At 46.3% G+C, this 14,819-nt stretch carries 14 protein-coding genes and 1 pseudogene; 2 read left to right on the top strand and 13 right to left on the bottom strand.

The window, feature by feature from the left end; genetic code table 11:
* Positions 1 to 36: 36 nt before the first annotated feature.
* The gene (locus EL173_RS01095; protein ID WP_003562894.1) at positions 37 to 243 is read left to right on the top strand and encodes an LBP_cg2779 family protein; all 207 of its coding nucleotides are present in this window, start codon (positions 37 to 39) and stop codon (positions 241 to 243) included.
* Positions 244 to 361: 118 nt separating this feature from the next.
* Here EL173_RS01095 and EL173_RS01090 read toward each other — a convergent pair whose 3' ends face one another.
* The 5 genes and pseudogenes from EL173_RS01090 to EL173_RS01070 form a co-directional block, all read right to left on the bottom strand.
* Positions 362 to 736 (bottom strand): DUF1634 domain-containing protein, encoded by a 375-nt coding sequence (locus EL173_RS01090; protein ID WP_005690088.1) that lies wholly within the window; start codon positions 734 to 736, stop codon positions 362 to 364.
* A complete protein-coding gene (locus tag EL173_RS01085; protein WP_005690089.1) occupies positions 736 to 1,578 on the bottom strand; it encodes a sulfite exporter TauE/SafE family protein in 843 nt (280 codons plus the stop codon). The genes EL173_RS01090 and EL173_RS01085 overlap by 1 nt, the downstream gene beginning before the upstream one ends.
* A 113-nt stretch (positions 1,579 to 1,691) precedes the next feature.
* Positions 1,692 to 2,981, bottom strand: a pseudogene (locus EL173_RS01080) (TPM domain-containing protein).
* 265 nt (positions 2,982 to 3,246) lie between these two features.
* On the bottom strand, positions 3,247 to 3,879 hold the full coding sequence (locus EL173_RS01075) for an LVIS_2131 family protein (RefSeq protein WP_005685275.1): 633 nt from the start codon (positions 3,877 to 3,879) through the stop codon (positions 3,247 to 3,249).
* 10 nt (positions 3,880 to 3,889) lie between these two features.
* The gene (locus tag EL173_RS01070) at positions 3,890 to 5,251 is read right to left on the bottom strand and encodes an NAD(P)/FAD-dependent oxidoreductase (protein WP_005690092.1); all 1,362 of its coding nucleotides are present in this window, start codon (positions 5,249 to 5,251) and stop codon (positions 3,890 to 3,892) included.
* A 147-nt stretch (positions 5,252 to 5,398) separates the two neighbouring features.
* Here EL173_RS01070 and EL173_RS01065 point away from each other — a divergent pair, with 147 nt between their 5' ends.
* Positions 5,399 to 7,237: an FAD/NAD(P)-binding protein gene (locus EL173_RS01065; protein WP_005690095.1), complete on the top strand. Its 1,839-nt coding sequence runs from the start codon at positions 5,399 to 5,401 to the stop codon at positions 7,235 to 7,237.
* 80 nt (positions 7,238 to 7,317) lie between these two features.
* Here the strand turns inward: EL173_RS01065 and EL173_RS01060 are convergent, their stop codons facing one another.
* From EL173_RS01060 to EL173_RS01025, 8 genes are all read right to left on the bottom strand, one after another.
* Positions 7,318 to 8,451: a baeRF6 domain-containing protein gene (locus EL173_RS01060; protein WP_005690097.1), complete on the bottom strand. Its 1,134-nt coding sequence runs from the start codon at positions 8,449 to 8,451 to the stop codon at positions 7,318 to 7,320.
* Between the two features lie 142 nt (positions 8,452 to 8,593).
* Positions 8,594 to 9,094, bottom strand: a complete 501-nt coding sequence (locus EL173_RS01055; protein ID WP_005690098.1) for an NUDIX domain-containing protein — start codon at positions 9,092 to 9,094, stop codon at positions 8,594 to 8,596.
* 20 nt (positions 9,095 to 9,114) lie between these two features.
* Positions 9,115 to 9,591, bottom strand: coding sequence for a hypothetical protein (locus EL173_RS01050; RefSeq protein WP_005690100.1), 477 nt, complete (start codon positions 9,589 to 9,591; stop codon positions 9,115 to 9,117).
* Positions 9,591 to 10,259, bottom strand: coding sequence for an ATP-binding cassette domain-containing protein (locus tag EL173_RS01045; protein ID WP_005690101.1), 669 nt, complete (start codon positions 10,257 to 10,259; stop codon positions 9,591 to 9,593). Before EL173_RS01045 ends, EL173_RS01050 begins: the two co-directional genes overlap by 1 nt.
* Positions 10,240 to 10,974, bottom strand: a complete 735-nt coding sequence (locus tag EL173_RS01040; RefSeq protein WP_005690102.1) for a hypothetical protein — start codon at positions 10,972 to 10,974, stop codon at positions 10,240 to 10,242. The genes EL173_RS01045 and EL173_RS01040 overlap by 20 nt, the downstream gene beginning before the upstream one ends.
* 6 nt (positions 10,975 to 10,980) lie before the next feature.
* Positions 10,981 to 11,685 (bottom strand): hypothetical protein, encoded by a 705-nt coding sequence (locus EL173_RS01035; protein ID WP_005690104.1) that lies wholly within the window; start codon positions 11,683 to 11,685, stop codon positions 10,981 to 10,983.
* Between the two features lie 3 nt (positions 11,686 to 11,688).
* Positions 11,689 to 12,477: a hypothetical protein gene (locus EL173_RS01030; RefSeq protein WP_005690106.1), complete on the bottom strand. Its 789-nt coding sequence runs from the start codon at positions 12,475 to 12,477 to the stop codon at positions 11,689 to 11,691.
* Positions 12,478 to 13,087: 610 nt separating this feature from the next.
* A complete protein-coding gene (locus EL173_RS01025) occupies positions 13,088 to 14,710 on the bottom strand; it encodes a peptide ABC transporter substrate-binding protein (RefSeq protein WP_005688056.1) in 1,623 nt (540 codons plus the stop codon).
* Between the last annotated feature and the right edge of the window lie 109 nt (positions 14,711 to 14,819).

Genomic DNA, 14,819 nt, shown 5'->3' with positions numbered 1-14,819 from the left:
TATACTGTTAGTAAAGGTTCACGAGGAGGAATCGTTTTGGCTGAAAAAGATCAAATCAGTGCATTTTCACGGGAAATTATCGACTTCCAGCGTAAAAATCATCTAACGGACACAGAGATGGCGCTTAACAGCCATGTATCAGTTGAACATATTCACAATATTAAATCCATGCGTGAGATGCCGGATTCTTCCGTCGTTGCCACGCTGAAGGACTACATGGAACACAAGCCAAGTGGTAAGTAATGACGCCCCGCGAAGGATGAACAATTGCGTGCTAAACGCCACTCATCATCCAGACGAAGTATCAAAATAGCGCTTTTGCACCGGATCAATAACCCGGTGCAAAAGCGCTATTTTTTAATTAACGGTTGCCCAGATACCCAATCGTCATGGCGCCGAGCAGGATAATCAAAACGGCGGTGGTAATCCACACGTACAAGTGATCGTGTTCAACCGCAAACGCATAGATTGATACCACGACGCGCAAAACCGGCGTCAGAATCAGCAAAAAGATCCCCGTCATCAGGATAGCGTAAGGTTTCAGTGCCACCGTGCCGCTTATAATCGCACCAATTCGCGTCGGATGAACACCGGCCGGATAACCGGTCGATCCGCTGACCAACAAGAGTATCAAGCCAAAAATAATCACAACTGCCGCCAAAATGACCCCAATCTGCATCACTTTACCAATCATGATTTCAACATCATCGATTTCGGTTTTGAGTTTCTTATCCATCAGATATTCACCCCAAATCCCTTAAGTGCCATCTGAATGCCCATATACCCAATCACCGGAATGAAAATCAGCCGCAAGACTTTATTTGGCAGAACCTGCATCACCCGCGAGCCCACCGTTGCCCCGACGAGAATTCCGATGGCAAGCGGGGCGGCAATTTGTGGCTGAAGCTGACCGCCAAAATAATAAACTGTTGCACTGGCGGCCGCCGTAACTCCCATCATGAGGTTACTGGTTGCACTCGATGGCTTCAACGGCATATGCATAATCGTATCCATGGCAATCACTTTAAAAGCGCCACTTCCGATACCCAGTAGCCCTGATGCAATCCCGGCACCAAACATCATCGCAAAGCCGCCTGGCACATTCGTTACCGTATAATTAACTTCTTTTCCAGTTGCCTTGTCAAAATACGTCCCATTCAGGCGTAATTTTGTGGCCATCGCATCAGGGGTTGTTTGGCGCACACCATCGTCTTTCATCCGCAACTTGCGAATCATGTTGAAGGCAGAAAATATCAACAATGCGCCAAATAAGATATACAATACCTTGCCATTCACCAGGCCAGTGATAACCGCACCAATGACGGCCCCAACCGTTGTCGCAATTTCCAAAAACATGGCTACCCGTAAATTCAGCATTTCATCTTTTAGATAAGCAATAGTGGCACCCGAACTGGTCGCAATGACCGAGACAATGCTGGCACCAATCGCATATTGAATCGGTAATCCCATTAACATTGTCAAAATCGGGGTAATAATCATCCCGCCGCCGATTCCTAGCACGGCTCCCAGAATACCGCCTAGCAACCCGGTACCCATTAACAACAACATCTGCTCCATTTATCTAGCCTCATTTTTGAATTTAATGGCGGTAGCTACCTGCCACCCATCGTTTTAAATATATTTTTTATGTTAGCCTACGTGTTGCGTCACTTTCAAGGGTCGGGTCTGGCTTACCAACTACCGCCAAAACCACCGCCGCCACTAGAACCGCCACCGAAGCCACTTCCAAAGTCATCGGAGTCGCCACTATGACTGCTAGTCGCCGAGCCAAAATCACTGATAACCCACAATGGCACATCGGATTGACTCAAATCCTGATCTTGATCGGGATGGCGAATATGGAAAAGAATAGCGGAAAAAGTGGCGGCTAGCGTTGCATCTGAGAAGGTATCAGTCGGTTTAACTTTTGCCAGGAACTTAGACCAAGTCGTCACCGCTGCTTGCCCGGCAACACTTTTCTGTTCATTCAACCAGGCCGTGAAAGCTGCTTCATAAGGTTGTCCGGTTTTAAACCGATCTGCCAGCGCCGGGCTTAACAATTCAGCCACCGCGGCAATGGTCGGCGCATTTACCAGCGTCTGATCTGGCAACTTGCGAAGGGCTCCGCGAACGTTGTCATAGTACCAATAAGGGTGCGGCACCATCATTCGGACTTTTCGCGTCCACGATTCAAATCCCCGCCTCGTCAAATTCGCCATCCCGATCACGCGCAATTTGTCATGCGACCAGGCAAAGCGAAATAGCGGAACCGCCGCCGTGTCTAATTGCAGTTTAATCCCGGCAGCAGTCACAGCGGCATAGATCGGTAACGTCTGCATGGCAGCTACATGCCGCATCGTATCACGTAAGCGAGCGGTTATGGCAGCATGAATGATGAAGAAGAGCACCATCATGCCGACCACTACCAAGGCTACCGTTATCAAAAGCTGCTTAACGGCGGCATCATGGGCACGCTTGGCTTTTATCTGCGTCGGCGTGGCAATGGCGCTTTGATGAGCCGCAACCCGCTTACCGATATTTGTCAAAAACAACGCAATGGCATGATCGTAGTCTTCCGCTTTAAGCAGTTTTTTGACCGAGCCAGTGACAATCTCATCGGCACTGCCATCTGGCACCACATCTTCCAGTCCATAACCCACTTCCAGCCAATATTTACGATCTCGGCGTGAAAGCACCAGTAAAAGACCGTTATCCCAACCTTTCTTGCCGATTCCAAGCTTAGCAAACTGCTCATTGGCATAGTCTTCAATCTCGTCATCATGCAGGGACGTGACGGTGATCACGGCAATTTGGGGATGACCGGTTATTTTGGCAAAGGTTTGGTCGTTCAGCTTTTTGATAACCGTCTTACTTTCAGAACCCATCATGTTGCCATTATCTCGATACCATTTACCTGAAGCGGCTTAAACCGGTTGCAGCCCCGCAAGACCAAAGCCCAAAAGCAGCAACAACGGCAGCAATCACCAGCTACGATGCCTCATTAGCAAATCTCCTAGTAAAACTGAGCGCGAGCCGGCGCGGTTAGAACCAGACAAGCACCTTTTATATTACCCATTTCGAATGCTTTCATCATACCATGTACCGCGGACTAATCGATTCGGCTAAGCTAAAAAACACACGCAGAATCGCGGCTGCTTCGTTTTTTCTAAGCTTGTCAATCGAAAAAAAGATCGCTGATGCCGCATTTCACACCAACGATCTTTCAAATTGTTTAGTTAACACGCTTTAATCTTCAACCGGATCAATTTCAACAAATGTATCATTAGGCACCCGTAAAATCGAAAACCGATCGGCACTGTGACCGACATGCATGCCTAAGCCGTTAAGAAAACCAGGCTTATACTGCGCCGATACAGTTGCGACATATGCACGATCAGCGCTTTGATCCAGTTTTTTAAGTTCCTTTTTGGACCACGGATATGCGGCCGCTCGCGGTGTCAGTGGTTGGCTGCCGGAGCTCACTTCCGCGTTATGACTCGTGTTTTCATACTTGGCGCCTTCTGTCCAATAAGTATAGTACAAAATCGGATTCTTACCATTTCCCGTGCGAACCCGTACATAAAAGGAATGTTCATCACCGGTCTGCAAAATAAGTGGTTGTGCACTGTGGCTAATCGTCACCTCATGGCTATCCCGGTAGTCAATCGGACGCAACCAACTCACCCATACCATTCCGGCGACCGCTAGCAACAACACCGCTACTTCTACCAGATCAACCAACACGACGGAAGGGGAAACCTGCCGCCCGGATTTGACGATAGCTTTAATATGTCGCCGCCGAATATGCCAAATGATGAAGAATAGGTAGGCGATCAGGATCACCCACGCGAACAGTCCGATAAGATTCCACGAATTCATAATTTTCCCCCTACACCGCTGAGTTGTCTGCTTGTGCTACTGCCAATTGTCCTAACAAATTGAGATAATGCCACGGTTTATCATAATTCGGATTAAAGAGCATATCGACATAGGCCAGCTGATCAATGGTATTACGATTTTGAATCATCACCGAAATCAAATTGGCCGCATTGGCAACATCATACTTGCTGTAAAACTGTGCGCCTAGTATTTGACGATTACTGGTATCATAAACCAGCACCATGGTAATCTTCACCGTGTGCGGCATAAATGGCGGTCGAAAATCATCAACCATCGTCACACTGGCTGCCGGCAGTTGATTGCGCTTGGCGTGAGCAAGCGTCAGCCCCGTGACCGCCAGACTATGATCATACAATCTTAACGCACTGGTTGCCTGTGTGCCCATATACTTGATCGTTGGGCCAAAAATATTTGCACCTGCCATTTTTCCTTGACGCACCGCATTCGTTGCAAGTGGCGCATACGCATCTTTACCAGTCGGATTAAAATGCACCGCAACCGCATCCCCCGCCGCAAAAATATCGGGATCGCTAGTTTGCATATAATCATTCACATGAATTGAGCCATCATGATTCATTTTAACCTGACCAACCAACAACTCGGTCATCGGACGAAAACCAACGCAGACAACCGCCAAATCAGCTTGAATCTCACCGTGATCCGTCTGAATGAAAACATGCTCCGCGTCACTATCGAAATGGCGTGCCACCGTGTTGACTTTTAATTCAACGCCATGCTCCGTTAATACTGAAGAAATTTCTCGACTAAGCGGTAAATCCACATAATGGCTCAGCAATGGCGCAACCCCATTAATTAAAATCACGTGTTTTTGATTACGACTATAAGCCTCTGCCAGTTCAACGCCAATGTAGCCGCCACCGACAATTGCAATCGTTTCGGCATCTTTGGCACTCTCCTTGATTTTGCGCGCATCATCATAACTTTTACACATCAAGACCCGCGGAACGCTTACACCGGAAACCGGTGGGATAACCGGATAGCTGCCAGTTGTCATAATCAGCTTGTCGTACGGATAATGCTGTTGTGTGCCTGTCTTCAAATCTTCAGCCACAATCACATGACCGGCACCATCAATGGATAAGACGTCATGTTTTAAGTGAACATGCACGTTGGGACCTAATGCTTCGAGTGAGGCCGGCGTTGCGTAAAACATGTCCTCCAGCCGCCCGACTGTGCCTTCAAGGTACAAGGCAATACCACATGAAAGAAAAGAGATGTCTTCACGACGTTCAAAAACATCTACTTCCGTTTCCGGGTGCCTCATCAACAGTTCGCGCACTGCCGCAGTTCCTGCATGCGTACAGCCCACAACGACAACTTTCATCAGCATCTGCCTTCCCTTCTAGATGGTTAATAAGGACATTATGACACGAAAACGGTGAAACCTAAAGCAAGTCGCTAACTGCTTAGGGACACTTCCAAGTATAATAAATTTGTTACTTCTTAATTTATCATCTCATAAAGGAGCAGATGCGGCATGCACATTACGCTTATCGGTGCCGGGCCACGTGGCTTAATGCTTTTAGGTCGGCTTATCAGTTGGCAACGGACCCGTTATCCCCAGCGCCAACTTACCGTTTTCCTAGTTGATCCTTATCCAATTGGCGGTCGCGTTTGGAAGATCGATCAAGACCCTAATCTCATTATGAATACTGCTGCGGCACAAATCACCTTATTTACCGATCAAACAGTGACAGGCGTGGGACCGTTTATTGCCGGTCCGGACTTAAGCACCTGGGCGCTCACGCTTGCTGCCGATTACCTCGATGCTCACCCCGAAATTAACAACCGTTCGATTCTGATGCGCCAGGCTGCCAATCTGGGACCCAACAGCTATGCGTCCCGCGCGTTGTACGGCGTCTACCAACAGTGGTTCTTTGACTTGCAAAAACACCAAGCCGGCACCAACATCATCACCTATAAGCAGCAAACCGTGAACCGGCTAGATAAAAAAGCTGCCGGATTTACCATCACCACCACCCAAGAAAGCTGGCAAACCGATCAAGTGGTCATGGCCTTGGGAAATCTAAAAAACTCATTGACGCGCGACCAAAAGGCATTGCACGATTATGCGCAAACACACCAGCTCTTTTACCTGGAACCGGGTTTCCCCGAAGAAGGTGATCTCAGCGGCATTGAAGCACAATCACCGGTCATCATTCGCGGACTGGGCTTGAGTTTCTTTGATTTGATGAGTCGTCTCACTGAAGGCCGCGGCGGACAATTCCAAAAAGCGCCGGACGGTCTGCTTGTTTATCATCCCAGCGGCCGCGAACCACATATTTTTGCCGGCTCCCGACGCGGTTTCCCTTATCGTGCTAAAGGCCGTAACCAAAAGGGACCGGGTGAAGAATGGCAGCCGCATTTCTTGACACCACAACAAATTGACGCTTGGCAAACTCATGGCGAAGTGAGCGGTCAAACCTTCTGGGAAGCCTTACAGCACGAAGCCGAGTTGATTTACTATCGGCTTTTGTTGCCCCAACGCTACCCAGAAATTGACGAGGCAGCTTTTGAACGCGATTTTATTGCCGACCCTGTTGCCACCTTGGGAGCACTGCCAATCGCCGCTAAAGATCGTCTCGATTGGGATGCTTTGGCTGATCCCACCAAGGCGCATCCAAGCGGTCAGCCGTACCAAGACTTCATGCGGCATTATCTGCGCCAGGATGCCCAAGAAGCGATGCGCGGCACCAAAACCGGACCACTGACCAGCGCGCTTGAAGTTTTACGCGACATGCGCGATCCAATTCGCCAACTCGTTGAGCGTAATCTTCTCAGTCAGGATCAATACCTGGACTTCTTCTTGCGCTGGTTTAACTCACTGAATGATTTTCTTTCAATCGGACCGCCTGCTTTGCGGATTGACCAACTGCAAGCACTAATGGGTGCCGGTATCGTCACTATTTTACCGCCTGGCATGCAGATCAAAGGTATTGACGGCCAATTTCTTTTAAAAACCCCGAGCGATCCAAAGTTTTCGCTTCAAGCCAAAACCTTGCTAGAAGCACGCGTTCCGGCAGTCAATGCGCCCACTGCCCAAAATCCATTAGTACAGCAGCTGCTTCATGACGGGTACGCACACACTTATGAACTGCAGCTCAACGCCGACAAACGCTTCCAGTCAGGCGCTATTGCCATTGACCGTCAAACCCAACAGCTACTTGACCAAAAAGAACATCCACAAGCCGGCCTTTTCTTCTGGGGCGTCCCGACTGAAGGCGTTCACTGGCTCACCACTGCCAGCCCGCGGCCATTGGTCAATGATGTGAGCCTCAAAACCGCTGAACAAATTGTCAAAGTGATTTTTGGGTGATTCACTAGTATCGCGATATTTGAATATCAACCAAAAACGAGCCGCCAACTTGGCAGCTCGTTTTTGTTCACAATCATTGACTAAGCATAACGCATCGTAGCGCCGACTTTAGCTGATAAATGGGCTTCGGGCAAAAGTTCAACCTGACCGCCGTGGCCTAATACAATGTCCGCCAATGTATTTAACAGATTCGCATGCTGAGCAGCCTTGGAATCGCGCTCAATCTGATCACCTTCAAGCCGCGCGTGAATGCGTGCGCCGGCTTGAACAAAGAGGATGGCGATTTGCCCACGCAATGCCGCCGATACAATCGTTGCCAATTCATCGGTGTAACTGCCATTGCCGCGTGCGTTTTCAATGACATTAGCGAAGTGTTGTCGGCGCCGATCACGCAATGTGGCGCGCACTGGTTCAAGTAAGTCATCCAGCTCAACAAAATCAAGCGTTGCCGGACTTTTGACCACTGCAAGTTTCGGCAGTAAATGATGGTTCTTGGAAATCTCGCGGAATACCGCTACATTCTCTGCTAAGCCCATGAGAACCAGCGGCATTTTTTTAGGATTCGAATAATTTGTCAGTAAATATTGATCAACTGCCTGGTAGAATCGACGTTGATCGCTTGCCTTCTCGGCGGATTTTTCGTTGTGCCCATGGTAAGTGACGTGGCCACCGCCTTGAGACACACTATTTAACTCGCCGCCGCGAATTTCCGTTCCAAGTGTGCCTTTCAATGTTTGTGGCGCATCATCCGGTAAGGAAACCGGGCGCACTTGGTGACCATGGTTATGATATAGCTGAATACTATCAGCATTAAGCGCCAGAATATCAAAATCTGTTGCGGTTGCCTCATCCAGCATCAAAGGCAAAATCTGTGGCACTTCAGTTACCATTGCCACTTCATCAACTGCTTCATACATTGGGGTTACATACGTTTGCGCACCGTTCGTCAACATACCAATCCCGTTTGCTTCGCTGTCTTGCCAAAACATCGGATCTTGCTCATATGGTTCAAGTTCGGCAGCATATGGCGCAAAGTCGGTGCCCGAATAGGTTTCCGCCATCACCGTCTTGACATGTTTAAGCATATTCTTGAACCGGATCCGCAACTTCTCAACCGGTGTATGCTCCGGCCAAGACATGTACAGTGATACATACGGACCCTGTTTGGTATCCGCTAAAAATTGCTGCAACGTCGGTCTAGTCGTTATATCCATAAAAATGCAACTCCCTTCCGGCTGTAGCCTACCTTAAGCGTATCAAGGTTGACAAAGAAAGGCAAAATAAGCACCTCTAATTATATATTTTATAATTTGAGATGCCGTGTGCACGCTTTCAAACCGGAAAACCACTCAAGTTTCATTCCGAATGACGATCGACAAGGTGCAAAAGTGTTGCACTAGGTTCTAAAAATTGTGCCAAAGCGCGCGGTTGCAAGTGTTTAGCCACCTCTGACTTCGGCAACCACTGCCCCTGCAGCCCCTCCTGCCAAACCAGTTCGTCAATTTGCGCCTGGGACAGTACCAAGCGATGCACCATGATCAGTTGTTGATAGGTTCGATCAGGCTGTTGCCAAAATGATTCAAGTACGCCTACTAGTGGCGGCTCATCAACCTGAAGCCGCAATTCTTCATATAGCTCTCGCTTAGCCGCCACACCGGAAGTTTCACCAAACTTCACTGCACCTCCGGGGACAATGGCAACACCACTAGTAGGCTGCACCGTTACTAACACTTGATTGTCATGCACCAGTAAAACGGCAGCACGGAAATCAAATTTAGCATGTGGTGAAAGTTGAAATCTCAAGTCGTCTATTTCTTGAACCACAGCGCTCAACTCCTCTAAACCGCATTCAGTCATCAAGTTATGTTAACACGATCTCATTCCTTGAACGTTACAATCTGAACGAGATTTTGTGAACGTGCAACCCTTGGCAATGTCGTCATGACAACACGATTGTATTTCGCCTGACTATAATAGGTATCCGTCAAAGTCAATACCTTCTTATCCCGGCTCATTACCGCAAGTTGTTCATTTGCTACTTCGCTTCCTTCGCGGTGTTGGGCGATTTGAATGCGGATGTGCTTAAGGTTTTGTTTCGTAATTGCGCGTTTAAAAACCAGTCGCACCCGCCAACGCCCATTCGTTACCTTTGTTTCCAGCTTTTCGAGCACGACCGTTGTCTGATTCAGAACCACTTTTGCCGGCAACCGCAGCCGTCGCGTACAAACTGCCGGCTGTGCAACATTCACATTAAGGGTTTGATAGCGCCAAACAAACAGCCCTACAAGAATTATCATCACTGTTGAACAACCGCCGATTAAAAAGTAAATTCGCCGATGCGCCGGCTTCATCATTAAACCACATCCTCAACCTGCTGAAGTTTACCATTGGACAACTCAAATATCTGATCTGCTAGCGATTGCAACCACAAAAGGTCGTGAGTTGCGATCAGCACTAATTTCCCCTGGTCGCGAAGTTCCTTTAATAATTCAGTCAAAAACACGATACCTTCACGATCTAGTGCATTAGTAGGTTCATCCAACACAATAAATTCCTGATCTTCCATGATCGCTTGGGCAATTCCCAAACGTTGAATCATCCCTAGCGAATAGGTTGCGACTGGCTTTTTGTCATCTGGCAGTCCGACTCGAGTCATCACGGCATGAATCGCTTCATCATCAAGCTGACTACGAATCTGTCCCAAAGCCAATAAGTTATCATGCCCGCTCATGTCATTCATAAAACCCGGATGCTCAATAATAGCGCCGACACTTATCGGAAAAGCCCGCCGCGGATCAATTGGAACCTCATTCATCGTCACACTACCGCTGACAAGCCGTATAAATCCCAACATTGCTTTTAAAAAAACTGTCTTGCCTGACCCATTTGGCCCAACAATGCCGTAAATATTAGGAGAGACAAAAGAAAGTGAAAGATCATCAAGAATCTTTTTCCGTCTCATCATCACGGACATATGTGAAATATCAACACGAACACCTGATTTATTCCCGACCTGTGCCATATCGGCCCCACCTTCCTGGCATATAAAAGAGTTGAATCAGTAGCAAAAGAATGATCAAAATGATCTGATACCCAATCGCACCTAATAACTGTGGATCCGTTGCAAAGGTACTTGCAATGGCAAAACGCAAAGGCATCAACGGCATTTGCAGAAAACTTAAAAAGATAATCGTTAACGTTCCGACAACCCCAATCATGGGGCCAAAGTAACCTTCAAGAACCGCTTCTAAAACCACTAAAAACGTTTGACTCACAATAATAAGAATAATGAACAAGCCAGCCTCGCCAAATTGCTGCGTCCTCAAAAAGAAATGTGTCAGTGTGCCGACTGCAATGCCCATTACCAATAAAAGGCTTGCCTCCCTCAAAACCACTTGCTTTAAAGGCCAGATATAAGCACCAAGTCTTCGATGCATCCGCAAGCTAAGAAACGTATACAAGTTACGCTGATAAGCATCTGTCACCCCGGCACAAATGAAGATGGGTAAAGACATGAATCCAACCCACAGAAGCAACCACCATAACTGACTGCTCGCAAACCGATCCGGCATTGCGCCCATAAATACAGTCATCACCGGATCGTGAACTTGTTGCAATAACTTGCTATTCTGTTGATCAAAATACAACGCTAGCGAGCTTATCAAGAGTAAGACCTCAAGCAGTAAAACCACTATCATGCGCTTATCAATAAGCGGTTTTTGCCATTGTATCTTCATTAAGCTTCACCCCTCGACAGGCAAGCGAACATGGTTAAATAATATCGTGATTATCTGAGCGCCAATGAATATTGCCAACCACTGCCTAGCAATATTGATCGGCCATATTGCATCTTTAGTTAACTTCGGGGTTACCAGATTTGCGACTTCAGTTAAATTGACAAAAGGAACGATATAAAAGCAGATAATCAAACTCAGCCCTAAGGAAATGCCAATCACTCTAGACCTAAAAACGATACAAAGAGCAAGTATCATTAGCGTATACAAAAACAGCCCGGTAAAGATATTCATCAATAAATTAGCATTAGCCGCAACTGACGTCATCCCGCCTTGACCTCGCGATAAGAACAGCACCGCAGTTATCCAGACCATCCAGACCGCCACCGATATCACAAGATCCAAATAAAATAACCCCCGCAAAATATATTTTGCTATCAAGCTTCTGGAACCAATTCTTATGAGAAGACTCGTGTTTTGAGCTTGACTCACAAGTAAAAACGTCATCATCCCAACGATGGGCAAATAAAATATCACCTGTCCAAATGCACGTTGAACCGAAATGTTGGCATCCAATTGGCTGATCTCAAACCGTCCCGTCATAATTCCGGCAAGAACGAAAGTCAGGGCGAAAACAAGCACTGTCATCAAAAACAAAATGCTTTGCCAGCGTGAAATAAAATGTAGAAACAACTGATATTTTCTTATTTTCATAAACTAAGCCTCGATTTTTGGCACTCGAAAGCTAAAAATACTCATTGCAATTAAAATGGCGGGCCATAAAAGAACGTAGGCTAGCGAAGGCTGCCCAATAGTTGGAACAATCTGTAAATAAGTAATAGGCGCTAAACTCGTCTTAAAGATTATAGAAATGCTTAATAATATTAACTGAACCATCATGACCCCAATCAACGACAGCACCATCTTCCCTGTGACAAAATAGAGAAAATTCGAAAAAATAGCATAGCTTGCCCCGTAAAAGGCTAGTAAAGCAATCCATCCCAACATGTAGGCCCAAGTATGGGTATAAAAAAGATTCCCCCCAAGTCCCAAATAACTAATCGCAACATTATTATTGAGCCATTGATTCGGCAGCACATTAGGATGAATCGCAAGCAAACCCAGGAAGTCTAAACTCAGTACCATGATTGGCACAATTGCACCAAGAACGCCCGCAGCCAAGAAAACCGACCTGCGATAAGCCACAAAGCTGTGCCGAAATCGCATTAACTTGGCATACCCACTGCGCCCATGGGAAGCAGCGATCATACCACCGGCAAGAACTGATAAAAGCGGCGCAGCCAAATTCCATGCAACAGGTAAACTTGAAGAAATATCAATTGGCAACCAGTTCATATATGGCGAAAAAAAGTAGAAACCCGTCAAATGCTTTCCCCCATCTGCATCATAGCCGGCATTTGCAATCAGGTGGCTCGAAATAAATAAAACTGCGAGTAACAAAGCCGTGATGGTTGATCGGGACTGCCAGTATTGTTTATTTCTCAAAGAGATCAATCCCCCAAAAAGGCCGCTCCATTCTTATAAAGAGCGGCACATCATAGAACCTCCAAAATATTAAATATCCGGTTTCCGCCATCCGTTAGCATTGCCGTTGCTCCAGCTCTGCATGTAAACAGTTGTTGGAATCCCAGAACAACAGTCTCCAATCACACAATTGTACATATCCAGCCTTGTGTTCGTATAAAACTCGTAGCGATGCCCATGTGAAGGATTAACTGCCCTGTGTTGTCTTTTCTAGAACATCACATAGAAATTATACGGTGTAAAATCCAATCTAGTCAATCCGTTTTTAAATAAATATTTATTTCTACACGGATTTATTAAGCTCTAGTATATTTCTAAGCTATTTTTATTTTTATTTAAAGATTATTTTTATCGAAATATTATTCATTAACATATGTGTGTTGTACTTATCTTACATCATAATTAATCCGGCCTTGGGTAGAATTATCGGTTTTGAAATTATTAGATAATATATACCACAATACAAACTCTTTAATATCTGCTAGCTGAAGCTCACACAAAAAGCCCCTGCCTACGTTGGTGAAGTACGCCAACGCAAGCAGGGGCTTTCAAATGAAAATTTTAATCTTTACTACTTAGCCATATACGCACCAACAAAGTTATACATGTTGGCTGGGCTGAAGGTAACGCCCTTCAACTTCGGATTGCGTAAATGCCCTTGAACGGTTTGATACAGTGTCGCAACTGGGGCTTCTTTAGAAAGCAATTCCTGTGCCTTCAAAAGATCATTGTAACGTTTTGTTTCGTTGTTAGCATCAGTGGTCTCAGAAGCCTTGATCAGCTCATCATATTGCTTGTTAGACCAGTGGCTGAAGTTATACGTGTTTCCAGTTGTATAAAGATCCAGGAAGGAAATCGGATCCGGGAAATCGCCTTGCCAGCCGGAGAGAATGAACTGGGCGGTGCCATCCAAAGAACGCTGAATCCGAGTCTTGAATGGAACGGAGGAAATGGAAACCTTCATACCAGGTAACTGTTCCAAAGCTGATTGAATATATTCAGCCGACTTCTTCGCAACATCCGTGTCGTCTGTCGTCAGTGTAACTTGTTCGCCAGATTTGCCAACTTCTTTCAGCCCTTCAGCCCAAAGTTTCTTGGCTTCCTTCAAGTTGTATGACTGAACCGTTTCAGATTCTTTAGCTGCTTCCTTGGCGAAGTCCTCACCCGTCTTAGGATTTGAGCCAGAGTTTTCAGGCGTAAGTGTCGAAATCCCAAATGAGCCGTCACCGATCACCTTATTAGCGAACTCTTTACGGTTAATAGCCATTGCCACCGCTTGCCGTAACTTCAGGTTCTTGAAGTCCGGAACCTTTTCTTCGTTCATATCAAGATAAGAGGTCCGACCCTGTTTGTCGCCCACGTAATCTTTATCTTTAGCATGCTGTTTAGCGATTTCACCGGTTAAAACAGCATCGTCAAGTTTCTTGGTTGCAAACAAGTTAGCCGCAGTGTTAGCGTCTTTAACCACCTGAACATGAATCTTGTCTAGTTTAACTTGCTTGGCATTCCAATACGACTTATTCTTCACTTCGTCCCATGAATTCCCTGTGCCGTTCCAGTTAGTCAGCTTAAACGGTCCATTGAAAACCAGATACTTGCTTTGCGTTCCGAATTTCTTACCATATTTTTCAACCGTCTTTTGATTCAACGGGAAGAAGACTGGGTTAACCATCATAGTACTGAAATAAGGAATCGGACGTTCCATCGTTACGACCAGCTTGTAATTGCCTTCTGCTTTTACCCCCAACGTTGATGGCGCCTTCTTACCGGCAGTAATATCGTCAGCGTTCTTGATACCCGAGAACAGATAAGCATACTCTGACTTAGTCTTAGGATCGGTTGCCCGGCGCCAAGCAAAAACAAAATCTTTAGCCGTGACAGGATCACCGTTGCTCCATTTGGTCTTACGTAGATTAAACGTGTACGTAAGCCCCTTATTAGTCGGCTTCACCACTTTGGTTGCGACAGCCGGCTGCAACTTCTTACCCTTGTAACGATACAGACCATCGCCCGTATCGACCGCTGCCTGACCACTAATAACATCTGTAATATGCGCGTTATCCATGGTCGAAATGACATCTTTTTCCATTCGATTAAACGTTTCGGTGCTACTGCTGCTCTTGCTGCCACATGCAACCAAGAGAACTGCTGAGGCAACTACCATTGCCCCGGCGATCATTCGTTTAGCTTTCATCTACTCACCCTCAAAATGATAATACATTAAGAGTATATTAGAACTCGTGAGATGTAAAGGTGTTTTTTACACAATTTTTGCCATAGTATTCATATTTTGTTCACTTTTT

Origin of the sequence: Lacticaseibacillus rhamnosus, from assembly GCF_900636965.1 — a bacterium.
Taxonomy (GTDB): Bacteria; Bacillota; Bacilli; order Lactobacillales; family Lactobacillaceae; genus Lacticaseibacillus; species Lacticaseibacillus rhamnosus.
This window is presented reverse-complemented; position numbering and strand designations above follow the sequence as displayed.